General features: G+C 54.8%; 26 protein-coding genes and 1 tRNA gene. 7 read left to right on the top strand and 20 right to left on the bottom strand.

Annotated elements, in window-relative coordinates; all coding sequences use genetic code 11:
* Positions 1-29: 29 nt before the first annotated feature.
* From KVG91_RS14215 to gabD, 3 genes are all read right to left on the bottom strand, one after another.
* Entirely contained in the window at positions 30-1,454 is a 1,425-nt protein-coding gene (locus tag KVG91_RS14215) for an IS1182 family transposase (protein WP_217894893.1), read from the bottom strand.
* A gap of 115 nt (positions 1,455-1,569) precedes the next feature.
* A complete protein-coding gene (gene gabT / locus KVG91_RS14210; RefSeq protein ID WP_012721619.1) occupies positions 1,570-2,847 on the bottom strand; it encodes a 4-aminobutyrate--2-oxoglutarate transaminase in 1,278 nt (425 codons plus the stop codon).
* Between the two features lie 181 nt (positions 2,848-3,028).
* Positions 3,029-4,471, bottom strand: a complete 1,443-nt coding sequence (gabD, locus tag KVG91_RS14205) for an NADP-dependent succinate-semialdehyde dehydrogenase (RefSeq protein WP_169375464.1) — start codon at positions 4,469-4,471, stop codon at positions 3,029-3,031.
* Positions 4,472-4,842: 371 nt separating this feature from the next.
* On the opposite strand from gabD, the gene KVG91_RS14200 reads away from it, so the two are divergent.
* The 4 genes from KVG91_RS14200 to KVG91_RS14185 all read left to right on the top strand — a co-directional run bounded on the left by KVG91_RS14200 (position 4,843) and on the right by KVG91_RS14185 (position 8,898).
* Positions 4,843-4,919 (top strand) — tRNA-Arg (locus KVG91_RS14200).
* Positions 4,920-5,372: 453 nt separating this feature from the next.
* Entirely contained in the window at positions 5,373-6,410 is a 1,038-nt protein-coding gene (locus tag KVG91_RS14195) for a hypothetical protein (RefSeq protein WP_169375463.1), read from the top strand.
* A complete protein-coding gene (locus KVG91_RS14190) occupies positions 6,388-7,923 on the top strand; it encodes a hypothetical protein (RefSeq protein ID WP_169375462.1) in 1,536 nt (511 codons plus the stop codon). Before KVG91_RS14195 ends, KVG91_RS14190 begins: the two co-directional genes overlap by 23 nt.
* 90 nt (positions 7,924-8,013) lie before the next feature.
* Positions 8,014-8,898: a type I restriction enzyme HsdR N-terminal domain-containing protein gene (locus KVG91_RS14185; RefSeq protein ID WP_169375461.1), complete on the top strand. Its 885-nt coding sequence runs from the start codon at positions 8,014-8,016 to the stop codon at positions 8,896-8,898.
* Positions 8,899-9,393: 495 nt separating this feature from the next.
* On the opposite strand, the gene KVG91_RS14180 is transcribed toward KVG91_RS14185, so the two are convergent.
* The 9 genes from KVG91_RS14180 to KVG91_RS14140 all read right to left on the bottom strand — a co-directional run bounded on the left by KVG91_RS14180 (position 9,394) and on the right by KVG91_RS14140 (position 18,696).
* Positions 9,394-11,064 carry a DUF262 domain-containing protein gene (locus tag KVG91_RS14180; RefSeq protein WP_169375460.1) on the bottom strand — a complete coding sequence of 557 codons (1,671 nt, stop codon included), beginning with the start codon at positions 11,062-11,064 and terminating at the stop codon, positions 9,394-9,396.
* A 660-nt stretch (positions 11,065-11,724) separates the two neighbouring features.
* Complete coding sequence (locus tag KVG91_RS14175; protein ID WP_225927010.1) at positions 11,725-12,789, bottom strand: 2,3-butanediol dehydrogenase; 1,065 nt, start codon at positions 12,787-12,789, stop codon at positions 11,725-11,727.
* Positions 12,790-13,148: 359 nt separating this feature from the next.
* Complete coding sequence (locus tag KVG91_RS14170; RefSeq protein ID WP_169375458.1) at positions 13,149-13,748, bottom strand: hypothetical protein; 600 nt, start codon at positions 13,746-13,748, stop codon at positions 13,149-13,151.
* On the bottom strand, positions 13,745-14,317 hold the full coding sequence (locus KVG91_RS14165) for an RNA polymerase sigma factor (protein ID WP_169375457.1): 573 nt from the start codon (positions 14,315-14,317) through the stop codon (positions 13,745-13,747). The genes KVG91_RS14170 and KVG91_RS14165 overlap by 4 nt, the downstream gene beginning before the upstream one ends.
* A 167-nt stretch (positions 14,318-14,484) precedes the next feature.
* Positions 14,485-16,107, bottom strand: a complete 1,623-nt coding sequence (locus KVG91_RS14160; protein ID WP_169375456.1) for a vWA domain-containing protein — start codon at positions 16,105-16,107, stop codon at positions 14,485-14,487.
* Between the two features lie 249 nt (positions 16,108-16,356).
* Positions 16,357-17,007 carry a DUF799 domain-containing protein gene (locus tag KVG91_RS14155; protein ID WP_169375455.1) on the bottom strand — a complete coding sequence of 217 codons (651 nt, stop codon included), beginning with the start codon at positions 17,005-17,007 and terminating at the stop codon, positions 16,357-16,359.
* Positions 17,004-17,366, bottom strand: coding sequence for a DUF4810 domain-containing protein (locus tag KVG91_RS14150; protein ID WP_076951519.1), 363 nt, complete (start codon positions 17,364-17,366; stop codon positions 17,004-17,006). Before KVG91_RS14150 ends, KVG91_RS14155 begins: the two co-directional genes overlap by 4 nt.
* Before the next feature lie 29 nt (positions 17,367-17,395).
* Complete coding sequence (locus tag KVG91_RS14145; protein ID WP_225926971.1) at positions 17,396-18,115, bottom strand: CsgG/HfaB family protein; 720 nt, start codon at positions 18,113-18,115, stop codon at positions 17,396-17,398.
* Positions 18,115-18,696 carry a hypothetical protein gene (locus KVG91_RS14140; RefSeq protein WP_169375453.1) on the bottom strand — a complete coding sequence of 194 codons (582 nt, stop codon included), beginning with the start codon at positions 18,694-18,696 and terminating at the stop codon, positions 18,115-18,117. The genes KVG91_RS14145 and KVG91_RS14140 overlap by 1 nt, the downstream gene beginning before the upstream one ends.
* Before the next feature lie 262 nt (positions 18,697-18,958).
* Between KVG91_RS14140 and KVG91_RS14135 the strand changes: the two genes are divergently transcribed.
* From KVG91_RS14135 to KVG91_RS14125, 3 genes are all read left to right on the top strand, one after another.
* Positions 18,959-19,570 carry a hypothetical protein gene (locus KVG91_RS14135; protein WP_169375452.1) on the top strand — a complete coding sequence of 204 codons (612 nt, stop codon included), beginning with the start codon at positions 18,959-18,961 and terminating at the stop codon, positions 19,568-19,570.
* A 17-nt stretch (positions 19,571-19,587) separates the two neighbouring features.
* Positions 19,588-20,175: a hypothetical protein gene (locus KVG91_RS14130; protein WP_169375451.1), complete on the top strand. Its 588-nt coding sequence runs from the start codon at positions 19,588-19,590 to the stop codon at positions 20,173-20,175.
* Between the two features lie 457 nt (positions 20,176-20,632).
* Positions 20,633-20,890, top strand: a complete 258-nt coding sequence (locus KVG91_RS14125; protein ID WP_217894892.1) for a hypothetical protein — start codon at positions 20,633-20,635, stop codon at positions 20,888-20,890.
* Between the two features lie 196 nt (positions 20,891-21,086).
* Here KVG91_RS14125 and comJ (KVG91_RS14120) read toward each other — a convergent pair whose 3' ends face one another.
* From comJ (KVG91_RS14120) to KVG91_RS14090, 8 genes are all read right to left on the bottom strand, one after another.
* On the bottom strand, positions 21,087-21,407 hold the full coding sequence (gene comJ / locus KVG91_RS14120) for a competence protein ComJ (protein ID WP_256664825.1): 321 nt from the start codon (positions 21,405-21,407) through the stop codon (positions 21,087-21,089).
* Positions 21,385-21,558, bottom strand: a complete 174-nt coding sequence (gene comJ, locus KVG91_RS27815) for a competence protein ComJ (RefSeq protein ID WP_256664826.1) — start codon at positions 21,556-21,558, stop codon at positions 21,385-21,387. The genes comJ (KVG91_RS14120) and comJ (KVG91_RS27815) overlap by 23 nt, the downstream gene beginning before the upstream one ends.
* 137 nt (positions 21,559-21,695) lie before the next feature.
* Positions 21,696-22,127: a hypothetical protein gene (locus tag KVG91_RS14115; protein ID WP_169376045.1), complete on the bottom strand. Its 432-nt coding sequence runs from the start codon at positions 22,125-22,127 to the stop codon at positions 21,696-21,698.
* A gap of 127 nt (positions 22,128-22,254) precedes the next feature.
* The gene (locus KVG91_RS14110; protein ID WP_169376046.1) at positions 22,255-22,698 is read right to left on the bottom strand and encodes a hypothetical protein; all 444 of its coding nucleotides are present in this window, start codon (positions 22,696-22,698) and stop codon (positions 22,255-22,257) included.
* Positions 22,699-22,710: 12 nt separating this feature from the next.
* A complete protein-coding gene (locus KVG91_RS14105; protein ID WP_169376047.1) occupies positions 22,711-22,929 on the bottom strand; it encodes a hypothetical protein in 219 nt (72 codons plus the stop codon).
* A gap of 209 nt (positions 22,930-23,138) precedes the next feature.
* On the bottom strand, positions 23,139-23,924 hold the full coding sequence (gene lepB / locus KVG91_RS14100) for a signal peptidase I (protein WP_169376048.1): 786 nt from the start codon (positions 23,922-23,924) through the stop codon (positions 23,139-23,141).
* Between the two features lie 25 nt (positions 23,925-23,949).
* On the bottom strand, positions 23,950-24,642 hold the full coding sequence (locus KVG91_RS14095; protein WP_169376049.1) for a hypothetical protein: 693 nt from the start codon (positions 24,640-24,642) through the stop codon (positions 23,950-23,952).
* Positions 24,643-24,718: 76 nt separating this feature from the next.
* Positions 24,719-25,111, bottom strand: a complete 393-nt coding sequence (locus tag KVG91_RS14090; protein WP_178115092.1) for a DUF2846 domain-containing protein — start codon at positions 25,109-25,111, stop codon at positions 24,719-24,721.
* Between the last annotated feature and the right edge of the window lie 120 nt (positions 25,112-25,231).

The raw sequence follows: 25,231 nt of genomic DNA, 5'->3' as shown, positions 1-25,231 counted from the left end.
TGTGCAGGTAACAGGCGAAAAAAGGCTTTTCAGCCCATCAACTCCATCATTCGACGTACACCCAGCGCATTGATCGCTCTTTTGAGGTTGTAGGCGCTCACTGCCAAGGCCATTTCCGCTCTTGCCCCCTCGCACTGTCGCAGCAGGAAGCGGCCGTTTCCAAACAGCCATTGCTTAAGGTTGCCGAAGGGGTGCTCAACGATTGACCTTCGGCTCACCATCATTTCGGGATTTGCCTGCATGCGCTGCTCCATTCGCTCGAAGGCTTCTTCATGGGCGTGGCGTGAGACGTATCGGCGCTGAGCGTCGGTGCATTGCCCTTTCAGTGGACAGTTGCTGCAGTCGCTGATAGCCGCATGGTAAATGCGCTCACCTTTATTCAGCTGTTTGAGCGTCAGCAGTTTGCCAGCAGGGCATCGGTACTGATCCTGCTGCGCATCGTAAGTAAAATCTTCTCGCTCGAAGAGTTCCTTCTCCTTGCTACGGGGGTTAACTGCTCGGTTGGGCGATACATACGCCGTAATGCCCGCCTCTTCACACGCCTGGAACTGCTTGCCATTGGAGTAGCCCGCATCGGCGGTCACGCTCAGTTCGCTCTGCTGCAACTGTTCTTTGGCAGCCTTGGCCATGGGCTCAAGTTGCTGCGTATCGTTGCCGTCTTGTGTCACGTCGTGATGCAGGATCAAGCAGTGTTCAGCGTCCACGGCGGTTTGTACGTTATAAGCCACCCGCGGGCCTTTGGGCGTGCGCATCATTCGGGCATCGCTTTCGCCGGTGTTGAACTGCTCGATCCCCATCGACTTCATCAGCGCCTGGCAGGTCAGGTTGTTCAGTTGCCGGGCTTCAAGTTGCTCCAGCGCTGTCTTGATGGCGCTACGGTCAATGGTTTCACCCGCTTCGGCTTTATCGGCCTCATCCAGTTCGGCCAGATATTGGACGATGCGCTTATCCAGCTTTTCCTGCTGGCGCTTAAGCTGTTTCACGTTCAGATGGCGCCGCGAAGAGGCTACCGCCTGAAATTTACTGCCATCAATGGCAACCAGGTCGCCAGTAATCAAACCGACCGTACGGCAGAACTGAACGAAGACCCGACACGTTGCACTGAACGCTTGTTTGTTGTCCTTGCGAAAGTCGGCAATGGTCTTGAAATCGGGTTTGAGGCGGTTGAGTAACCACATGACTTCGATGTTGCGCTGGCACTCGGCTTCGAGACGACGAGAGGAGCGGATACGCTGGAAATAGCCGTACAGATAGAGCTTGAGCTGATCTGCCGGATCGTAAGAGGGGCGGCCTGTGCTTTTGGGTACCGCCTTGTCGAACCCCAAGCGTATGAGATCGAGCTTGGCAACGAAGGCATCAATCACGCGAACGAGGTGATCCTCAGGGATTAAATCTTCCAGCGAAACCGGAAAAAGGCTGGTCTGATCGCGCGCTTGACCCTGGATGTAAGCCATAACAAAAATGCCCCGTATCTTTCGATACGGGGCATTCTCTTAAACCGCGACGCAGATTGCCAGGTTTTCACACAGTCTGCGAAGCGGGTTTTTTGTCGATCAAGCCAGCCTGCGCTTACAGCTCGGAGAAGCACTCTTCAATGATCGCCAAGCCTTTGTCCAACTGCTCGTCCGGCGAGGTCAGCGGCACCAGTACGCGCAGCACGTTGCCGTAGGTACCGCAGGACAACAGGATCAGCCCCTTGTCACGCGCCTTGGCCACCACCGAGGCGACCGCAGCCGCGTTTGGTTTGTGGCTGTCGCCGTCTTCAAACAGCTCGACCGCAATCATCGCGCCCAAGGCACGCACTTCACCGATCACCGGGTACTTGGCCTGGATCGCCTTGAGGCCGGTGACCAGACGCTCGCCCACCGCCTTGCAGCGGTCCAGCAGGTGCTCTTCTTCAAACACCTCCATCACCGCCAGCGCGGCCGCGCAAGCGATCGGGCTACCGGCGTAGGTGCCGCCCAGGCCGCCTGGGGCGATGGCGTCCATGTATTCGGCCTTGCCGCACACGCCGGCCAACGGGAAACCGCCGGCGATGGATTTGGCGAAGGTGGTCAGGTCGGCGGCAACGCCCATCTGTTCCATGGCGAAGAAGGTACCGGTACGGCCGGCACCGGTTTGCACTTCGTCGGCGATCAGCAGGATGCCGTGCTTGTCGCACAGCTCGCGCAGGCGCTTCATGAAGGACTTGGGCGCAACGTAGAAACCGCCCTCGCCCTGCACCGGCTCGATGATGATCGCGGCGATATCACGCGGCTCGGCATCGTTCTTGAAGATGCGCTCGATGCTGGCGATGGCATCGTCATCGCTCACGCCGTGCAGTTCATTCGGGAACAACGCACGGAACACGCCGCCAGGCATCAAACCCATGCCGGCCGAATACGGCACGACTTTACCGGTGAGGCCCAGGGTCATCATGGTGCGACCATGGTAGGCGCCGGTGAATGCGATCACGCCGGCACGGCCGGTGGCGGCACGGGCGATCTTCACCGCGTTTTCCACGGCTTCGGAACCGGTGGTGACCAACAGGGTTTTCTTGGCGAAATCACCTGGAACCTTGGCGTTGATTTTTTCGCACAGTTCCACGTAGGGCTCGTAGGCCAGGACCTGGAAGCAGGTGTGGGTCAGCTTGTTCAGCTGTTCGGTCACGGCGGCGATGATTTTAGGGTGCACGTGGCCGGTGTTCAGCACGGCGATACCGCCGGCGAAGTCGATGAACTCGCGACCTTCAACGTCGGTCACGGTGGCGTTCTTCGCAGATTCGGCGAAGATCGGGTGAATCTGGCCAACCCCGCGCGGTACAGCGGCTTCGCGGCGTTTCATCAGGGAAGCGTTGGTCTTGCTCATAAAGTCCTCATTCGCCGCTCATCGGGCGGCGTGGCTCAAGGATAGGTGGCGGGGAGGCAACTGCGGCAGCATGCGATGATCGACTGCCACAGCTTTCCCGGCCACTGCGAATAACGGGGTCAAACACGCAAAGGGTCAGCGCTCTCGTGCCCTCTGCGTTTACTGCATTCCCTTACCGAGCTTAGATGCCCAGGCAGAGGTATTTGATTTCCAGGTAATCCTCGATCCCGTACTTGGAACCCTCACGGCCCAGGCCCGACGCCTTGATGCCGCCGAACGGCGCCACTTCGTTGGAGATCAACCCGGTGTTGACGCCGACCATGCCGTATTCCAGGGCTTCAGCCACACGAAATACACGGCCCAGGTCGCGCGCATAGAAGTAGGAAGCCAGGCCGAACTCGGTGTCGTTGGCCATCGCGATCACTTCGGCTTCATCTTTGAAACGGAACAGCGGCGCCAGCGGGCCGAAGGTTTCTTCCTTGGCCACGGCGGCGTCTTTCGACACGTTGGTGAGGATGGTCGGCTCGAAGAAGTTACCTTCCATCGCCTTGCCACCGGCCAGCAGCGTCGCACCTTTGCTCAAGGCGTCAGCGATATGCTCCTGGACCTTGGCCACGGCCTTTTCGTCGATCAGCGGGCCGGTGGTGGTGCCTTCTTCCAGACCGTTGCCGATCTTAAGCTTGGCCACGGCCGACTTGAGTTTTTCCGCGAACGCGTCGTACACCGAGTCCTGGATGTACAGGCGGTTGGCGCAGACGCACGTCTGGCCGTTGTTACGGTATTTGGAAATGATCGCGCCTTCGACGGCCTTATCCAGGTCCGCGTCGTCGAACACGATGAACGGCGCGTTACCGCCCAGCTCCAGGGAAACCTTCTTGATGTCCTTGGCGCATTCGGCCATCAACTGGCGACCGATTTCAGTCGAGCCGGTGAACGACAACTTACGCACGATCGGGTTGCTGGTCAGCTCGCCGCCAATGTCGCCAGCGCTGCCGGTGACCACGCTCAACACGCCTTTAGGGATGCCGGCACGGTGCGCCAGCTCAACCAGCGCCAGGGCCGAGAACGGCGTTTGCGACGCCGGCTTGATCACCATGGTGCAACCGGCGGCCAGGGCCGGGCCGGCCTTGCGGGTGATCATCGCCGCCGGGAAGTTCCACGGCGTAATCGCTGCGGTCACGCCGATCGGCTGCTTGATCACGATCAGACGCTTGTCGGGCTGGTGGCCGGGAATCACGTCGCCATAGATGCGCTTGGCTTCTTCGGCGAACCACTCGATAAAGGAAGCGGCATAGACGATTTCGCCCTTGGCTTCAGCCAGCGGCTTGCCTTGCTCGAGGGTCATCAGGCGACCGAGGTCATCCTGGTTCTCGATCAACAGCTCGAACCAACGGCGCAGCTTATTGGCGCGCTCCTTGGCGGTGAGCGCACGCCAGGCCGGCAACGCCTTGTCGGCGGCCTCGATGGCGCGGCGAGTTTCCGCAGCGCCCATCTTCGGCACGGTACCGAGAATCTCGCCCGTGGCAGGGTTGTTGACCTTGATGGTTTGACCGTTGTCCGCATCGACCCAAGCGCCATCAATAAAGGCTTGCTGGCGGAACAACTGGGTATCTTTGAGCTGCATGTCGGCTTTCCTTAACAGCACCGCGCGCACGCGGAGCGAATTAGAGTTGTTGAAAGGCGCCTTGTGGGCTGCCGTCAGGGAAATCGGCCTCAACGCGCCACAGTGAATAGATAGCGCACGAGAGGCAGAGCGTTTGAAATCTCAAACGAATCCTAGGATCAATGGGGGTACAGGGCAATAGCCTGTTCGAAAAAAAGAACGAAAGCAGCGCGTTTGCCTGAACTTTCTGATCAGCGTAGTTGGCCTTGGTTTCAGCGCACTGATCGGTGGTGCCTGGGTCAGGGCCTCCGGGCGGCGGATTCCTACGCGCAAAGGCCCGAAGACCGGCATGGACGCCCAAGGTCGACATGGGTATGATGTCGCCCGCACAAGCATCCGTAGCTCAGCTGGATAGAGTACTGCCCTCCGAAGGCAGGGGTCGTGGGTTCGAATCCCGCCGGGTGCACCAGATAGCAATCTCGGGCTGTCTCAGACAGTCTACGAAGCACCCCAAGAAGCCCGCCCCGCGCGGGCTTTCTTGTTTCTGGCTATTCACCTCTGCTATTGATGTAGCAGAAGGAGAAGTAAGCATCTCTGATCAACACCATTTCTCGCTATGGGCGCCCCAGAAAGAGGGGTTCGGGATGAGTGAATATCGAACCCCTCCAAAATCCGGTGTTCCACGTGTACAAATGGATAGAAGGCCGCGTCCCAATAGGCCTGCTGCACAGCAATAGGCGAGGTGTGATTCCAGAATCCGGCGAGCCTAAATACACATAAAGATGCAACGCAGGCCAATTGCCATCCGCAAAACGCCGCCGTATGCTGAAGACAGTCGCTACGCCGTCTTTTCCGGAACCTCTTATTTTAACGTTTGGAATGGATAAAAAAACTTCGCTGAAAAACTACTAAGGAGAGTGTATTGGGCTTTTTTACCGAAGGAGAAGCAAATCAGCTGAGGATCACAAATATGATCCTTCATGTAGTAGGCGGCGATGAGTTCACGGCTGAGCCAGTCAGGCAGGTCGAGCATGAAGAGTTTTTTATCGCTCGAATATTCGACACCGATGCCGACGCTATCTACAGTTTTCGAGAGACCTCACCTACTAAAGCTCAGTTAGAGAAGATCGCTATAGGAGTTGAGACATTCGAAAGAGGTACACAGAGCCTATCTGCGACCTTTTCGCGTTGGCACGCAAACAGTAGCCGCGATGGGGCCCTATTCATATTCGAACTATCCGGCGACGATAAAAACACTAAGCTTTACAGTATGATCAAATACGACTACAGCGAAGCAATAGAACAAGCGACTCCAGAAGAAGGTGGTTTACTTCGCCGCATTGTTCATGCCTTTGTTGCCGACAAAAAAGCAATTCAGAAATCATCATTAATTAGAGTAGTAAACGGTATAGCAGACACATTAGTTTCGGCTCGTGACCGAATGAAAAAAGCTCCCGAAATAGTTGACTATTTCGCCAACTTCCTGGACGTAGAAAGAACCATGTCCGACCAAGAGCTTAACCTCAAAGTTGTGACTTTATTGCGAGAAACTTTATCCTTGTTCAAGGACGATCTACCAACAACAATCCCAGCAGCATTCTCTATAGCGAAAAATGCATTAGCGCAACGTCGAGAAATTAACGAAGAAGCAATTATCGATGCGGTTTTATTCGCAGCTGGGAGCCCTGATGACGAGCGAGTAATTACAAAAATACAAAATGCGACGCGTAGAAAAATTCGCTCAGCGAAAATAGAAAACTTAGTATTTCCAGCTAATCAATTAATTCTGGGTCGCCCCCCAATGCGCAGAATTCGTACCACTGAAGGTGTAACTGTCCTATATCCTGACGACGCAGGTATGACCGTAACACGCTCACCCAAAGCGAATGGTGGCGAGTTAATTAGCATTGACACCAAGTCTGTCACGGAAGATAAACTTGTCTCTGATAACTCTCGCTGAACAGCTGGATACACTAGCTGCTCAATCCAAAACTCATATCAATGAGGACAATGAGTTAGTTGTCGCCTCAAATTTGAGCGCAGCTCCGGCGCTGAATATTTTAAATCTTTGCCAAAACCTTGGATGGGATTGCTTAGTTTACGATGAGGAAAACTCTCAAACTGATAAAATAAATATAATTGAGACATTCGAGCCCTTCAAAGCGATTATAAGAAAGCCGGAAACTATCGGAAACTATCTGGACATCCTAACATTCTCAGGCTTTTCGGACTATTTAGAGAAAGGGAATGAGGCTACATGCTGGCGAATTGCGGGAATAAAAAAACCGCTAATCACTCAAGCGCGCACATATACAAACTGGTCGTTTTCTGATGCCGCTACAGTTTCGCCTAAAACAAAATCACCTCGTACGCTTGTAAAAAACTCCGGGACCTATCAGAACTTACCTGCTGATATTCGGCCGTGGTTAGTTATAGATATACACCAAATAGATTTCAAAGATCCATTCCATAAGTTTTGGTGCATGAAAGCATTTGACGCTCTTATTCCATCGCTAGCAAGTGAGGTAGATTCAGAAAGCTCTACAATAATATTCAAAGGGCCGCCAAAGCTTGTTCTTCTTTCATCTAACACCACTGCAAAACTTATTGACCACTTCGGAGAAAGCTCGTTCTTAGACCTCCAAGCGGGTGCGATGTGGGCATATGAGAACAGTAGAGAAGCTGAACTCAAACACAACCTTTTGTCGATGGAGATAGCACGCTCGGGCCGTGAAAGCGGCCAAGCAATAGAATATTTTAAAGCGAATTTCTCAACCGCTCTTGAAAGTGCCAAAATTGCTTATCAAATGTCGCTATCAGAGCTAGGAAAAGACACGCTTAAATCGCTTGGCGAGCTGCGCAAGGCAATTACTGAGGAAACGGCAAAAGCAACTGATGCTACTAGGCAAACTATCACATCCGTTTCTGGAGCGTTAACGGTATGTATAGGTTTAATAGCTGCACGACTCACCGCTCACATCAACCCTTGGTTCATCAGCGCAGTGACGTTAGTAGCTATTACTTATATCGGAATGATTGTTTACTCTGGTTGGAGCTTTATTAGTTTACAACGAGAACTCCGAAAGGATTGGCAGCCCAAGCTTTACAGGTTTCTTCCGCAGAGCGAATACCGAAAGATGGTCAGTATTCCTGCCGAAAAAGCAGAATCCGTTTTTAAATGGTCAGCATCAATTGGCACTATCGCTGTAATATTTTTGGGCATCGGAATTTCAGTTTTTAGCTTCATTACTGAACCAAAAATAGTGCCTTTAGAAATAATTCGTACGAATGAGCCAACGACCATTAAGAATCATACCTTGACCATCAAAGAGGAAACTGAGCAGCTAAGAAGTCACCCATTAGTTCAGCGCAATATTGAACCTAACAAGATCTGGTTTACACCTCTGAAACTGCCAACCAAAACTATACCCGTGCCCTCCCGCAATGATTTGGCGCCATCCTCTCCTGATTAAGCAATGAATATATTGAATATATTGTCGTAATAAAATATCCACCCACCGTATCTATTTGACATCACCCAAGACACTTCCGAGTACACTCCAATGAAAATTTTAAAAAACTTTAACCCCATTAAAGACTTTAACTTGGAGGAGCTTAACAACCCTGACTTCAAAGAAGATTCGGTGAGAGAAGAAATCATACTACCTATAATTAAGTCGCTAGGATATTCATCAAGCCGCCCCAATAAAATATTACGCAGCAAAGCACTAGCTCACCCTTTTGTCTCAGTGGGAAGCGCAAGAAAGAAAATAACCTGCATACCTGATTACTTATTCGAAGTTAATGAAAAATACTCTTGGGTACTAGAGGCAAAAGCTCCGGGTGAAAATATTGTTTCGGGGGCGCATGTTGAGCAAGCATACTCCTACGCGATCCACAGTGAAATTCGTGTACCTTTATTTGCTTTATGCAATGGGCATGAATTCATCCTATTTCACATTAGCAGAGAGGAGCCATTACTACATTTTCCCATGCAACAACTTTCACAATATTTCGAGAGCCTAAAAACAAAGTTAGCCCCAGAAAATGTATTAACTGCTGAGTTCAAACTAGCGAAGGACCTCGGCCTCCACTTAAAAAGACTTGGCTTCCATAAAGCCGAACGCCTTATATTCCAAAATATACCTATAAGCTTTATTGCCCAGCTTGATAATGACTTATTTACTACCGGCACCAGCACGCAGCTTGCTAGCGGTGATAATTACATACTGACATTGGATTTCGATTTGAGGGCGTTCGAGCAGTTGAATGGAAAAATCCCAGAAGAATCTATGCAAATTCTTCGCCAAAGAACAGCAGCCGGGAGAGCCATAATTAATTTTATAAATGGGTCATGCCTAGTCGATGTTGATTGTCGCGTAGGAGAAGACCTACAAGAAAACAAAGATGAGATCTTTTTACCATTCATCGTCAACAATTTTATTTAATCATTCAGAACAAAATCTAAAACTAGAACCCCAGGAATACATTATCAATAAAAAGATAAAACCAGAGATCTAGTAGTAACTATGTAATTTAAATATCTCAGCTCCATGAGAACCGTGTTGGCGATTAAGACTTTGCAGTCGAGAACAGCCATCAGATCGTCGCGATCCAGGAAGCGCAGAAAGTGTTTCGGCTTGATATATCTGTCGTTTCAATACTGCTAGTTGGCTATCTCCTTTTTAACTAAATCAGTTAACCGTTGGCTCGTAAGCTTTTTCAGACTCAGGCTTTGGGCCTCCCGCAATGGTTCGACCAATTGCGTTCAAGCTGGCACAAACTCGCGCTAAAAAACGGTTGCAACGAGAAGCTGTGGCAAACCATTCGGTATCTGCAAAGCTGCAATTGCGCTAGCTAAATCATCCTTAGACGGGAGATGAGCATCACCGAACCGTAAACCATACGCGATATGAAACGGCAATACCGTCACAGCCTTAAAATTAGTCAGACCATTCGAGCCGAATGAAATCTTCTATCTGCTTCGTTCGTTTTTTTATCATGGCCTCTGACCAATTATTTCTTTCTTCAATAGATAAACCTACTTCCATCGTTGCCCTAAGCCCACAGGAAAGGTATGTCTTAAACTTTTCCTTCGCCGGACGCTTGTTCAGCGACGAGTTTATACCCGGCGGAAGCATCGTAAGGTTTCCTAACTGATGAACATAACTCGCACCAGAGCTTTGCGGATGTATGTGCTCAATGGAGCTTGAAGGCTCAGCTTGCCATATTTTATTCCAAGCAGTGGCGTTGATTTTCTCACCGGCCTCCTTTGCAAGATGTTCGTCATACCTGTAAAGCAAATAACGTAGCTGTTCACCCCAATTATTATAGGAATCAGTCCAGTCCACCGACTTTAGAACATCTTTTATTGAAAAGTTCTGAGATATACTATCAAGTCTTTCTTGAACCTCATCCGAGGACAAACAGCTACGATATATATCGTAGCCCAACCTGACATAATCCCCTACTTTATGGCGCGTATCCGCACCTCCGAGTTCAAAAATGCGAAAGGTTACACGCTCCCACTTTTCTAGAAGCAATTGTTCTTCTTTGGATTTGAATGCTCGGAGGATAATGGCAGATGCTACAAATCGAGCATGCGAAATCCGCGTTACCGCTCGTAACCTATTATTGCGAGACAGCTTTAGATTTGCCAGTACCACTGCTTCAAGTTCATGCCCTACTACTGCGATACTTTTGAGACTGGTACCGGCTTTTCGAGTAAGCTCAGCCGTCGCATCTTGCTCACTGATGATCCGATTTGGCCTAGTATCTACAGCCCAAGTACCTGCGAACCTCAGAGCCTCATCACCGATTTTTGATTCGTTGCCCAACGCTTGGTAAATATTTTTCCAGATCATCTTCATTTCATCAGACGCTTCACCTCTGGTTTTCTCATCCTCCACGTGCTCGAAAATCAAAGCCATCAACTGGCTTTTAAGCTTATCGATCCACTTCACATCTAACCCACGACTATTCAAGACCTCAAATACTCTATAAACAGTCGCTTGATCTTGAATTTCATGATATATCACAGAAAGTTTGTTTCTCACTGTGGATATCAAGCTCACTATTGAACCTTCTGAATTTTTCCAGTCCTGCACAAAGCGCTCGCACTCTTGAGCTGCCTTCACTAAATTAGTATCAGCAACGGTAGGATTCTTCGGCTCAGAGACAAGCCCGCTCCGGATGTAATTGGTAAACACCTTGCTACTATCGTGATTAGTTTGTAGCAAGATCAGGGAGTGTTCATCACCTTTAACCAGAAGCTTGGCCAAGTCCTTTTTAATATCTGCTTCGCTTGTAATACTTGAATCGAGGCTTTTTTCAAGCGCTTTAAAAAGTATTATAAGTGTGGTGGTACGCTGCTGACCGTCTACAAGTTCTACTGCACGAAACTCATCCGCATTAATCTCTCTCGTTTCTTTCGCTAATGCAACGAGAGTTGCCATAAAATGTTCCCGACCAGAGCGATAAGCCTCTCTAATATCATTGAATAAATCGGCTCGCTGTCGGGACTGCCATGAATAAGCTCGCTGATACTCCGGAATTCTAAAAAGCCTTCCTTCAAGCAGCTTTGAGACTTTCAAGTGAAGAGGGTTCAGCTGCATAATGTATTTCCCTTTTATTCAATACTTGTAACATCGACTCGATTCACTCGAATCCGGTTAGACGTATATTCGATCCATGGCAAAACACCATCACCTCGGATTGTCAAACTAACTCCGACAGGAAAATTTCGCAACTGTCTTTCCTTCATTCATGTAGGTTCGGCTAATCCGTCGCGCTTGCGTTCAGATCTCACAATTGCAGGTCGGCGAAAAGTCCCTGTGGGAATGGTAGAACGCCTCAGCGTTTTGCAAGTGCCGTACGGCGCAAGAGCCCTCGCAGCAAAATGTGGCGATGGTTCGTCATAAGTGAGGAAAAAATAATCGGGCCACTTATGTGGCTGATCCATCAGAGGAGTGGTAGTGGTGACCACACCTTTACACCGGCTGTGGGTCTATCATGATGGGTTACCGTTCGTCGGGGATCGAGCAACGAACCTCGACGGCTTTTCCAGCCAGCGTGAAACGAGCCAAAAAACGACCCAGCAGCAAGCGCCGTGTATCCCCTGTATCCCTTAAAGCGCACAGAAGACAAAACCCTTTAAATACGGGAACTTTAACTCCAGGCCCAAACAACTCCGTGGCAACAGATACATAGAAAGAGCCCCAGGCCAAAAGACCTGGGGCTCTTTTGTGGGTGGCGGATGCCCCCACCCCCTCACCTCAAACCCGAGCCGGCGACACAATAATCTTCACGTTATGTTCCTTGTTCTTCACCAACTCCTCAAACCCCTGCCCCACGATCTGCTCCAACTGAATCCGCCCCGTCACCAGCGGCGTGATATCCAGCCGCCCATCGGCAATAAACGCGATCACATCCGCGAACTCACCGTTATAGGCCAGCGCGCCCAGCACCTGTTTCTCCGTAGCCACCAATTCGAAAAAGTTGAATTCGCTGGGCTCTTCGAAGATGCCCACCAATACGCATTTGCCGGCCTTGCGGATCAGGTCGATGGCGAGTTTGGCGGTGTGTTTGTTGCCGATGCATTCGAAGCTGACGTCTGCACCGAGGCCGGCGGTGAGGCGGCGCACTTCGGTGAGGGCGTCGCATTGGTTGGGGTCGAGTACGTGGGTGGCGCCGACCTCAAGGGCCTTGGCCTTGCGTGCGCTGGACATTTCGAGGGCGATGACTTGCGCGGCGCCCGCGGCCTTGGCGCACATGATGGTGCACAGGCCGATGGTGCCGGCGCCGACCACCACGACGTTTTGCCCGAGCAGGCTGCCGGCTTTCTTCACGGCGTGCATGCCCACCGCGAGGGGTTCGATGAGGGCGCCGGCTTCGGCCGGGAAGTTTGACGGCAGTTTGTACAGCAGGTTGGCCGGTACGTTGACCAGCTCGGCGAAGGCGCCGTTGTTCATCAGGCCGGTGAAGGCCAGGTTTTCGCAAATGTTGTACAGGCCGTGGGTGCAGTAGTAGCAGGTGCCGCAATGCTGGCAGGCATCGGCCGCTACCGGTTCGCCGACGCTGAAGCCTTGCACGCCGGCGCCGAGTTCGACGATCTCGCCGCAAAATTCATGACCGAGGATGCACTGGCCTTTGATGCCGGTGAGCGGGTGGGGGGCGTCAACCGGGATGAACACCGGGCCGGCCACGTATTCATGCAGATCGGACCCGCAGATGCCGCACCACTGCACGCGGATCTGCACCCAACCTGCGGGTGGCGACACCGGCAGCGGGACGTCTTCGACGCGGATATCGTTACGGCCGTGCCAGACGGCGGCACGCATGCTGCCTTGTGGATTGATCGGGAGGGTCATGGCGAAATCTCCTTGAGCGGTGGGTACGGGCGCCGGGGGCGTCGGTACGGTTGCGCGATGTCCGGGCCCAATCGCTGGGCGGGATATCGGGCAGCACTTTTTATTATTGGGTCGCCAGTCGGGCTGGCTGTCAGTGCTGGAGCAAGGCCGGTGCCAGGTTGGCCATAACACCCGGACACGCCTTTTTTAGAGCGCTGCGGTCAACGCCGGGAGGTGCCCGGTATTGCGCGCCCGTGAGACGCACGGTGCCGGGCCGTAGGAGATCGCGACGAGACCGTGAGACGTTGCGTCTCACGGCCTGTCACGACAGGGGTCTTCAACGACCGGCGTTATCGCTGTTGCAACGCTTCGAGGCGCGCGGGTAAATCTTCGTCGGGAAAGCGTTTGTGCAAGGCCAGCAGTTTTTCATCCGCGGCCTTGTTTTGACCCGCCTCACGCAACCGCAGGATCTCCTGCAGTCCTTCATCCAATGAAGGCAATGCAACCGGCGCGCGCTTGCTCAGTTTTGCGGTGGATTGAGCCTCCATCGCGCCGGCAATTTCGGCCTGGGCCGGTGCCCGTTCAGCTTTAGGCGCGGCGGCGATTCGGGCCATCGGCGCGGGGGCCGCTTGCGGGGCCGGTCGGGCGGCGTCTTCGTGCAGGGCGGAGAAGGTTGCGGTGGAAATTTCGGCTTGCGGCACGGGCTCGCGCATCACCACGCCGACCATCAGCGCCAGGCCGGCCACGGTGGCGAATGCCATTTGCCAGCGCGGGCGTTGGCAGGCTTGCAGCCAACGTTGCCACAGGTTCGGTTGCGGCGCGGGCGCTTCGCGGCGGGCGGTGGCGAGGATGAAGGCGTCGAGGGACGCGGGTGGTTCGCCGGTGCTGTGTTGACGGTAATGCTGGAGCAGCAGGTCGTCGGGGTCGGGAGTGTTTCGGGAGTCAGTCATGCGGGTATCTCCTCGGCCAGCAGGCGGCGCAGTTTCTGCTGGGCGTAACGCAGGCGGCTTTTTACGGTTTCCAGCGGGGCGTTGGTGAGGGCGGCGATCTGCGGCACCTCGAGGTCGCCGTGCAGGCGCAGCAGGAAGACTTCGCGCTGGTCTTCGGGCAAGCCTTGCAACGCGGCGTCGAGGCGCGCCTGGTCGCGGCTCAGGCTCAGTTGCTGCTCGGGGCCGGCGCTGTCGTCGGCCTGGGCGTGCAGTTGCTCGTCGTAGCTGTCGTGCAGCGGGGTGTGAATGCCGTGCTTGCGCCAGTGGTCGATGAGGCGGTTGCGGGCAATCTGGAACAGCCATGTACGAAAACTCGCCCGGCCTTGTGGCTGGGTGTTGCTGCGGATCAGGCTGAGCCAGGTGTCCTGGTAGATTTCATCGGCCAGTTCGGCTTTGTTGCTTAAGGACACGAGGAAGCGGTGCAGGCCCTGGCGATGGCGCGCGTACAGGGTTTCGAACGCGGCGGCGTCGCCGGTGCGGTAGCGGGCCAGCAGGGATTCGTCGCTGGGTGGGTCGTCGGGTACGGCCATGTGGGGGGCGGACTCCTTTCGTAAGGTTGACGCTGTTCGGGTGGGAGCTGGCTTGCCTGCGATGGCGGTGGGCCTGGGGCATGGATAGTGCCTGAGATACCGCTATCGCAGGCAAGCCAGCTCCCACAGGAACCAGCGTCTCCTTTGGATCGTTTGTGTGTTCGGGATTAGTGCTTGAGGCTTTGGGCCAGTTCTACCATTTGCACGAATTCGTTGCGCAGGCCGAAGGGGTCATCGCCTCGGGCCGAGCGGGCCAGTGTTGCGATGTCTTGCAGGCTCATGGTGCCAGTGTAGCGGCCATCGCCCTTAAGCTGTTGGGCGAAGGCGGCCACGGCAGCTGCAAAACGCAGGTCATCGCTGGGCGTGCTCGAAGCGTTACCGATGGGTCGCTCGATCAACTGGCTGTTACCGCCCGCCGCAGGCTTGTAGCGCACCCGCAGCATCGCCAGTTCGGCGGATTTATCCTCGGCTGTTGGCGCGGCGGCGTAGCGCAATGGCTCCAGCCAGCCCTTCTCGCCCTTCGGGGCAATTTCGTACAGCGCGGTGACTGTATGCCCTGCGCCGATTTCACCTGCGTCGACCTTGTCGTTGTTGAAATCCTCACGCTTCAGGGCACGGTTTTCATAGCCGAGCAGGCGATATTCGCTGACACGCGCCGGGTTGAATTCCACCTGCAACTTCACATCCCGAGCGACTATCGCCAAGGTCGAGCTGAGTTGGTCGACCAGCACCTTACGCGCCTCGCGCAGGTTGTCGATGTAGGCATAGTTACCGTCGCCGGCATCGGCCAGTTGTTCCATCAGGTGTTCGTTGTAGTTATTCACACCGAAACCCAAGGTGGTCAGGGAGACGCCGCTTTTGCGCTGCCGAGCGGCCATTTGCTTGAGGCTGTCGAAGTCGCTGATGCCGACGTTGAAGTCACCGTCGGTGGCCAGCAGGATGCGGTTGATGCCGTTGTCGATAAAGCCTTCGCGGGCCATCTGGTAGGCCAGTTCGATGCCCGATGCGCCCGCCGTGGAGCCGCCGGCGGTGAGTTGGTCGATGGCGTTGCGGATCTTGGCCTTGTCGCGGCCCGAGGTGGGCCGGAGCACCACACGGGATTCCCCGGCGTAGACCACCAGTGAAACGCGGTCTTGATCGCGCAGTTGATCCACCAGCAATTTCAGGGTGCTTTGCACCAGCGGCAAGCCTTCGCGACGGTCCATGGAACCGGACACGTCGACCAGGAACACCAGATTGGCCGGCGCCAGTTCTGCTACGGCACGGTCGGACGCCTTGATGCCGATGCGCAGCAATTGTGTGTGCGGGTTCCACGGCGTGGCGGCGACTTCGGTGGTGACGCCAAAGGGTGAGCCGTCGGTGGGCAGCGCGTAGTTGTAGGGGAAGTAGTTGACCATTTCCTCCAATCGCACAGCGCCTTCGGGCGGCAGGCTGCCTTGGTTGAGGAAACGTCGTACGTTGGCGTAGCTGCCGGTGTCGACGTCGACGCTGAAGGTGGAGACCGGGGTTTCGGCCACGCGGTGCACCGGGTTGTCCGGCAGGTTGGCGTATTGCTCGCGGGGTTCGCTGAGGTAACCCAGGTTGGCCGTCTCACGCATCAGCATGGGCGCAGGCATTGCCATCTTTTTGACCGCCGCGCCTTGGACTTGCACGCGTTGCAGTTCGCCGACGGGCTCAGCCGGCTTGGCCAGTTCAGGAGATGAAGACAGCCCGCAGCCGGCCAGCGTTACCAGCAGGGTAACGGCGAAGCCCTGGGCAGCAGGACGCAGGAAGAGCAGAGGACGGGACATGGGCTGAACCTCGTGAATGAATGATCCGTTCACAAGGTCAGACGCAGGGTGTGGAGGGTTCGGGTTAAACCTGATTCAGATAACACCACCCATCTACTGTGGGAGCAGGCTTTGTGTGGGAGCTGGCTTGCCTGCGATGCAAGCGCCTCGGTTTTTCAGTTAGACCGAGGTGATGCTATCGCAGGCAAGCCAGCTCCCACATGGGCCGGTGCCCACAGTGGATGGGTGTGGTGTTTTCAGAACCTGGGATCAGTCCGTGCCGTACTTGGGGTTACGCGGCCCGTACAAAATCCCCGCGCGTTGCCCCGGCGACAACAACCGCGCGCTGGTGATGCCAGCAATCGGGTGCGCCGCATCGGTGGAGCTGTTGATCACTTGCTTGACCGCCGCGGTGATCAGCATGCCCACCAGGCCGCCGCCGTTGTTGTTGCCTTCCTCGCTGGAAGCCCGCGCCGAGCCGGTCCACAGGGTGGTGCCGGTGCGCAGGTCGACCAGTTTGGCCGAGGCGGTCACGGCGGTGTCACTGGTGATCAGCATGTACTTGGTGCCGTATTCGCTGACGGTGATGTACAACGCCGCGTCCGCACCGAAGATGTCATGCAGCTTGGCCGGCGGCACGCCCTGGATATCGTTGGCGGTGGTGAGGCCGTTCTGGCGGAAGGTTTCGTCCACCAGGGCAATCGGCAACACGTAGTAGCCGGCTTCGGCCAACGGGTAGGTCACTTGCGAGACCAGGCTGTAAGACGCCTGCACTTCCGGCGACTCGTTGATCGGCGGCAGCACCAGGATCGACTTGGGCCGCGCCTGTTTGTACGCCGTGTAATCAATCGTCTTGGGTGCCGCGCAACCGCCGAGCAAGGCCAGGGCCAGCAAGGCGCCAGTGAGTTTTAGCAGGCTCATTTAGTGGCGACTCCGGTCTTGGCGTTTTTCAGCAGAAAGTCCATATAGGCGGCGGACTCAGGGAACAGTGCCTTCTCAGTGCGGAACTCCTGCACCATCTGGTCATCCTTGCCCATGCTCAGGTACAGCATGCCCAGGTGGGCGTGGTAACCCGGCGGGGCCTTGCGGCCGCTGGCGTTGATCTTCTGCAGGTCGCGTTCCAATGCCTCGACCTGCGCTTCCTTGGGCTCGCCCTTGAAGTACTCGTAAACCTGCGGCTGGTAGCTTTCCCATTGATACAGGGGCTGGGGCGCCGTCTGGCACCCGGTGACTACCGCGATTGCTGTCAGCATCAGCGCCAACTTCACTGCCTTGCTCATCCGTGTACTGCTCCTTGAGGTGCTGCTGATCAGTTGCGCGGGTTCCAGGCGCCGACGTTGATGCCGTCGACGAGGCGGTTGATGGCTTCGCGCATGGCCAGGTCGAGGACCTTGCCATTGAGGGTGGAGTCGTAGCTGGCAGTGCCGCCGAAGCCGACCACTTCACGGTTGGACAGCGCGTACTCACCGGCACCTTGGGTGGAATACACCACTTCGGAGGTGTTGATGTTGACGATATTCAGCGCGACTTTGGCGTAGGCCACTTGGGTCTTGCCACGGCCGAGGATGCCGAACAACTGGCGGTCGCCGGTTTCTTTGCGGCCGAACTCGGTCACATCGCCGGTCACCACGTAGTCAGCGCCCTTGAGCTTCTGCGCGGTGCCTTTGATTTTGGCTTCCTGGGAAATTTCGCCCATGTTGTCGCGGTCCAGCACGCTGAAGCGGTTGGTCTGCTGCAGGTGGGTGATGAGGATGGTCTTGGCCTGGCCACCGAGGCGGTCGACGCCGTCGGAGAAAATGCCGCGCATGTAGCTGGAGCGGTTGTCGAACTTGCCCACGGCAATCGGTACGCGCACACCGGAGTAGGCCACGTTGGCGCTGGCGACTTGCTCCACCGGCATCGCGCGGTTGCTCTCGGTGGCGCAACCGGCCACGGTCAGCAGCGCTGCGGCGGTGAGGCCGGACAGCAGGATTTTGGACAGTATGTTCACAGGGTGCTCCAGGGGTGATAAATCGGTAGTAGGCAGCATTAGCGAGACGGAATGTTGCGCAGGTCATCAACGATGTCGCGGCTCAACACACCGGTATAAAAACGCTCGACGCTGGAGTTGCCGGAGTTGGTGAGGATGCCGCCCATGGTTTTCCATTGTTGCGCTTCACCCATCACACCGCCAGGTACGAGGTTGTTACGCGTCTTTGCGAAATGCAGCACCTCGGCGCCGCCCTTCTTGACCTTGACCTGATAGCTGAAGTCAACAGCGGCCAGGATGGTGTTGTCATCAACGATCAACGTGGCGAGGCCGCCTTTGGAGTCCGGGATGTGGCGCGTGTAGACGATGCTTATATCCAGCAAGTAATCGGCCTTGTCCTTGCTGGTGGCGTAGCGCTTGGCCTTGAGCAGGCGGTCGACCAGGTCGACGCCCAATTGCTGGCGCACCTTGTCATCGGGCAAGAAACGTTCGTTTTTGCCTACCACCTCGACGTCAAAGGTGTCGAGCCAGTAAGTAGCGGTCTTTGGAATCGTGACCGGTGCCGGCGAGATGTAGTAATCCGGCTTGGAGGCGCAGCCCGCCAGTAGGCAGACCGCAAGGAAGGCGGCAAAAACGCGCATATGTGAATTCGTCCCTGAAAGCATCGAGCCTTAAGCAATCGCGGCATTTTACGGAGTTGAAAAACGTTCTCAAGCTGTTTTGACGCCGGGGCAGCGTCGTTTTATTGGCGACGCCACCTAGGGAGTGGGTGGTTTCTCCTAAGCGCTTGCCCGGCAAGCCAAAACACTGAAGGCCATGCACGCCTAAATAAACATCTGCCCTCAAGTTGTGCTGGTGCAGGTCGAGACAGTAACTTGGCTTGTTCACTTATAGGGATATTGCATGTTTAACACTTTGCTTCGAGCTACCGCCTTGCTCGCCGCGCTGTCGATGACCGGCTGCGTGTCCTACACCGTCACCGGCCCTATCGCCGCCCCGCTCCACCAGGTGTCTGTCAGCAGCCCGCGCAGTGCGCAAATCGCCGATGTGACGGTGAGCGCCGCCGACGTCAACGAGGCCAACAAGACGGCCATCAGCCAGTCGCTCACGGCCCAGATCAACCAATACGTGCGCAGCGCAGGCTACTTCAAGCAAGTCACCGAATACCCGGTGCGCCTGGGCGAGCAGGACGTCACCCTCAAATTCAACATGACCTCCCTCAAGGGCCACCGCGCGCCGCACCCGGCATACGTACCCGGCGCGCTGCTGACGCTGACCATTTGGATCTGGGTCAACGGCCCGATCTACGTCGACAGCTTCGACGTGGCCGGCGACTTGGTGATCGTCGACCGCAACGGCAAGGAACTGGCCAAGGCCAGGGACTCGATCACGTTCGAACACAACGTGGGCCTGTACAGCGGCCAATATTGGGCGCCTTCGATGGGCGGCCAACAGCTGACCAAACTGGTCGGGCAACTGCTCGACACCGCCACCGCCAACCTGGCCAAACCGTAATTCTCAAGGAGCACTGCATGAAAGGATTGATCAAACACAGCCTGGTACTTGCCGCCGTCTTGCTGACCGGTTGCGTGTCTTACTCGCAGCACGAACTGCCGGCCGTACAACCCTGGCCGCCGACCGCCAACGCGCCCGCGCAGAAGCCCACGGTGTACGTGCGCACCACCGCGCAGAACCACGTCAACGGCGGCCCGGGCAACGCGGCAGTCGGCGCCCCGGTGGTGTTGTGGGAAAAAACCGTGGCCGACTCGTATCGTGCGTCCAACCGTTTTTCGCGGGTGAGCACCGACAAGGTCGACTCGGACCTCTACGTGGACGCCACGCTGCACAACAACGAAGAGTACAGCCCGGTGTCGGCGTTCATCACCGGCTTCACGTTGTTCGTGATCCCGACCACGGCGAAAAATATCTTCACGCTGGAAACGGTGTTCAAGGACAAGGACGGCAAGGAACTCGGCCGCGTCAAGAAGAGCGAATCGGTGCGCACCTGGGTGCATTTGGTGCTGATCGTGGGCATCCCGTTCCAGGCGGATACGAAGGAAGTGGTCGAGGCGCTGACGCGCAGCACGCTGGATGAGGCGGTGCAGCGCAAGTTGCTGTAAAGGCTCTGTCACGGTCAGTGCAGCACCACAGAATCAAGGGTGGGAGCTGCCTTGCCTGCGATGGCGGTGGGTCAGCCGACTGGGTTATCGACTGACACTCCGCCATCGCGGGCAAGCCCGCTCCCACATTGATCGGTTGTGGCAGGCAGAATTGTTACAGCCTGGACGGACGCCTTGCATGGTTTTGGATGGGGGGCTTATAGTCCGGCCGTCGTCCAATACGGCGACCGGGTTTGGCGACCCGACAACAGAATGCAAAAGCAATCCGCTTATATGCAGGTGTTTTTGCACCCGCAAAGCCGCATCTTTTATGGCGGCTGTGCGCGGGAGACCTTAGGGTCTGCCGGTTTATTCTGTTGCCGGTTCGCCAACCTGCGTACAGCTGCCACCCATTCGTTTGGCGACGACTGAGTGATGGCTTCAACCATTAAACAGAGTGCCAATTATGAACCGCTACATGCCCCTAACCGGCCACGACTGCACCATCCCCGCCCTGCTCATCGACACCCAGGCGCCCCTCGACGTCCTCCACGACGCCGCCGTGCACCGCATCCAGGCCGTCACCCAACTGCTGGAAAACCTGGCCTTCCGCGAACAACTCAGCAGCGATGCCGTAGTGCTTTCAGACTTCGCCCATTTGCTGGCCATTCCGCTACGCGATGGGTGTGATTTGCTGGATGTCATCAGTCGCAGGCTTAATGCCGATCCGTCCTGAGTGAAAATCGGGCGGCCTTAGTGTCGCCCGCTTTGTGCGTGAGCAGTTCAAACTAAACAAATCCGTTCTCTTTACCTTCTATCTTTTAAAATACAATACTTGGAAATACTTTACGAAAAAATAAAGGGCACAGATTTATTTAATAGGCTTTTTACCTCGATCTCGAACTATAAATCCGCCCCATTTCGCCGAATGTTTATCCCGCAGGAACCGCATTGATATCAAACTCACCTTGTTCGTCAATTTCAGCGTCTGCTCTCAACACCTCAAAATCGCAGCCCCCTAAATTCAAATGGACATTTGTTGCATACAATCCGCTTGAGGAGGGTCTTATAAATTCGACCTGAAGAGAATAATCTCCTTCAGGCAGCTCTAGAGGAACCGTACTCGAAATACTACCAATCTCAATATTTCTATCTCTCACCGCGAAGGGAACTTTAAAGGCTCGAACCACGTCTGCGCTTATAATGGGCACTTGTTCGTTAATAAAAAATCTAATTATGATCGCCTTCGTCAATCAAAGCTCTAAAAGAGACACTCCCTAACCTCCACGAAAATCCTTGCGCATAACTACGATCACTCCAATCATTATACGGCTGATCAAGCGAACTCACAAACACGCAAAATTGCGAACAAGACAAATATATACTTTCTCTAAACCTAGCCATTAGTCCACCACCTTAATTCTGACCTTGTCACCATCGGGCAGTCCGCAGAATAAAGGGAACAGATTTATTTAGTAGGCTTTTTACTGCCATCTCGAATTAAAATAAATCCGCCACCCTTTTCTTCTCTTTGCACCAACTCAACTTTTTCCTTTGATATGATTTCGCCACGGCACGAGCAGTCCCTCCAGCAAGACTCGATCAATAACACCATCATCAATGGCGCCAACAAAAGTCGTACCCAATTGAAATTCAAAAGAAATATTTTCTTTTTCAGATAACTTTTTTACAGCGCAGACTATTTCTTCTACTTCATATAGATTTTTCGAATCCATATCAACAGAGAGTATATTCGGTTGCAGCGCTGAATAAATTTCCAACATTCCACCCACCACTTCCGCGCCCCCTTCGTCTATCGCGTCAATAAAGATTGGCGGGGCAGTACTCCATATTCTTGACGCAGCGACCTCATTAACAAGCTGCTGAACATTAGATCTAATAGACTGATCTAAGTCTTGAGCCACGTAGAAAATCAACTTTTGCTTCTCATGTTCTAGCGGTACGGAATGCATTATTCAGCTCCTTTTTTTGGTGGGTATGCCGAGAGAGCCGACCCTGGACCGCCAGGATTAGAACAAAAGTGGACAGATTTATTTAATAGCTCCCAGCGCAAATTTAAATAACCCCCCCTTTTTCGCGTCATTTAACGCAGCACACCTGATCATCAGAAAGATAATAAAGTCCCTCCAGCTTTCCGCAAATGGAAGGAAGACCAAAAACCGGTTCTGAGGCATAAGAAATAGGCAGCTCGGATCTAATCGAATCGGCAAACTCCGAACTTTCCCACGCTGGAGTTACTATACCGCTCCAAAAACTTACGGCGCCTCCCTTATCAGACAATACAACAGGCTTTAAGTATTCAATTGCGGCATTAGAGCCCCAATACAAATAACCGCGATACACAGCGCCACTTTCACCAAAAAAACCAGCTCTAACGACAATATGAAAGTCTGAGCACGCTTCCTGTTCGGCGAGGGGGCGTACAGTTAATTCATCCTCCACAGTGTCGTCCATAGGAAAGAACCAAACGCTACAACTATCAAGATCATCAATCGTTAGCTCATCTACTTGTTTGTCCGACATAACTCACCCTCCTTATTTGATTAAATGCTGTACCGATTTAAAAAGCTCAGGACGTCCAATATCTCCATACGCTTTTTGCAACCCAGTACTGATCTGATCTGGAGTATAACTAGCAGCTTTACCTCCTACCATTGGAGGCAGATATTTACTTATAGCTTTATGCATGGCATCCGGGTTCAGCTTACCAGTATGCGAGTATTGAGTGATCAATGTTGCGGGGTGATCCATCATGTCATTTTTTTAGTACCCCAACATCTTTCCTAGATACTGAGGAAGCGTGTGGTGAGCTTGGAAGCCTTTATTTATACCCTGAAGCTCGAGTTTCATTCGGGACGAGTTTCATTCGGGACAGATTTATTTAACTCAGGCCTTTAAATAAATCTGTCCCCTTTCCTTTATGAACCGCAGCGCTGCCCGCCCGGCAACGCCTACTCGAAGGCTTATGGAAAAGTGGTCCCAATGCGCGCGCAGTCATTCGAGAACCAAATGCCGGTGACCTTGCCCACCACGTCCTCCACCGCGAGCTGGCCCATGAAACGGCTGTCGTTGCTGTTGTTGCGATTGTCGCCCAGTAAAAAGACATGACCCGGCTCGACCTTGACCGGCGCCATTGCCTGCGATTGCGGCCCTTGCACCCGGTCGGCCGGTGCGTGAAACAGCCCGAGGTTTTCACCGTTATGGACCAGCTCACCGTTCACGATGGCTAACGTATCCCCCGCAACACCCGCCACTCGTTTGACCGCTTCGGTGCCGTTCCAGCGATACACCACCATATCCCCCACCTGCGGTGCGCCGGCTTGCAGGTCGGCGATGATGTAGTCGCCAATGGACAGCGTCGGAACCATCGAGCCCGAAGGAATGTAATAGTTCTTGAAGCCCAGCAACGGCACCCGAAAAACATCCAGCATCAGCACCAGGACCAGCACCCCGCCGACGTAGAGAGCATGAACACGTTTACGCGGCACATTGGGCGGGCCGCTGTAGCGACGGGCCAACACGGCGGACACGATGGCGGAGGTCAGCTTGACCGTGATGACAAACGCGAAGAAGGCATACAGCCCAAGGGGCGTAGTGATCCACCCCAAGGCGCCCATCAACACGACCCCGCCGAGCAACAACGCGGCGACCCGCATGCCCCACTGGAGGCGGCCCACATACACCAGGCCCCAGCCGGGGATGAGGCAAGCCATCAGGAAGGCCTGAAGGGAGAGTTTTGCGGGTTTCATCAAAGGTCCTTTATCCGGCGAACGCCTACTTAAGCTCCTGCACCAGATAACGCCCAGAAATCTGCGTGATCCCGGTGAGCGCCCGGCGCAAGGCCTCGGGGTCTGTGCGGTAGGTGAGTGGCGTGTAGCCGTAGACATTCTGGCCATTGAACGGCGTGACCGCCTCGCTGGTGCGCCAGATCATTTCATCGCCGCGATTCATCTGCGCCAGCACGTTGAGGGTGGGGTAAATCACACTGCTGAACCCCTGAGTCAGGCGAAAGCCCCACTCGGCCACGGTCAGCTGGATCTGCGCATCGGCGGGCTCGTCGTCACCGACCACCTTGAGCGTTGAAGTCTTGCCCAACGCATCGATAAAGCCCTGCTTGAGCAACACGCCTACATCGATTTTTTCCGCCTCCATCACCGTCAAAATCGCCACAGGCGTCGGCATCTCGGCCAACTGCCCAACCTTCATGCCGGCCGCGAACCCCGCGCCGCTCAACGCCGCGGTGCCGACCTTGGAGGCACCGCTGGCCATGCCGACGCCCGCACCAAGCCCAGCCCCAAGGGCCGCGCCCCAGGCCTGTTCACGGCCGAAGTACACCATGTTCTTTTCCCACTTCACGGGCAGGACTTTGACGGTCTTGATCTGCGCGCGGTTTTCGGGCGTCAGGGGGTGGCTGACGCAACCGCCGAGGATGAGGGTGGTGAGGAGGATGAAGAGGAAGTTTTTCACATCAGTCCTTTAATGTTTGCAGTTGAACAGCAATTGCCGGCAGAGCCTCGGCCCGGCCGGCACCCAAGGTGTTAACTCATTTGCTTTCTTTGGCAATGGTACCCAAAGACGCATCCTTGACCAGATAGCGGCCTTCCAGATCGCTCAGCACTTTGAGACTGTTGCGCGCCACGGCGAAACCCATTTCGACTTCCTGCTTGAGGTAAACCACCTCACCGGCCTTGACGTCGATTGGCATGTCCGCCCAGTTTTCAGCCTTGGAGCTGATCACGTGCTTGCCCGGCGTCACGAAAAAATAGATGTACTGGTTACCGCGGTTGTAACCCATCTCCGAGTTGGCTTCCTTGTCATCCAGGAACACGTTGAACCGCACCATCATCCCGACGTTGCTAGGACGAACGACGTACACCAGGCCTTTATCGGCCACGGCAGCCTTGGGCAACGAATAGCTCGCCACGTCAGCCTGCATCTTCTCCACCGACGGCGTCGAAGAACAGCCAAACAGCGTGGCAAGGGACAGAACAACAGCGGCTTTGCAGAACAACTTGATCATGTATTTCTTCCTTGTGGGTAGCGGTACAGCGGTTTT

This window comes from Pseudomonas azadiae (assembly GCF_019145355.1).
GTDB lineage: Bacteria > Pseudomonadota > Gammaproteobacteria > Pseudomonadales > Pseudomonadaceae > Aquipseudomonas > Aquipseudomonas azadiae.
Note: the sequence above shows the minus strand (reverse complement) of the source record. Positions and strands in the feature narration are given on the sequence as shown.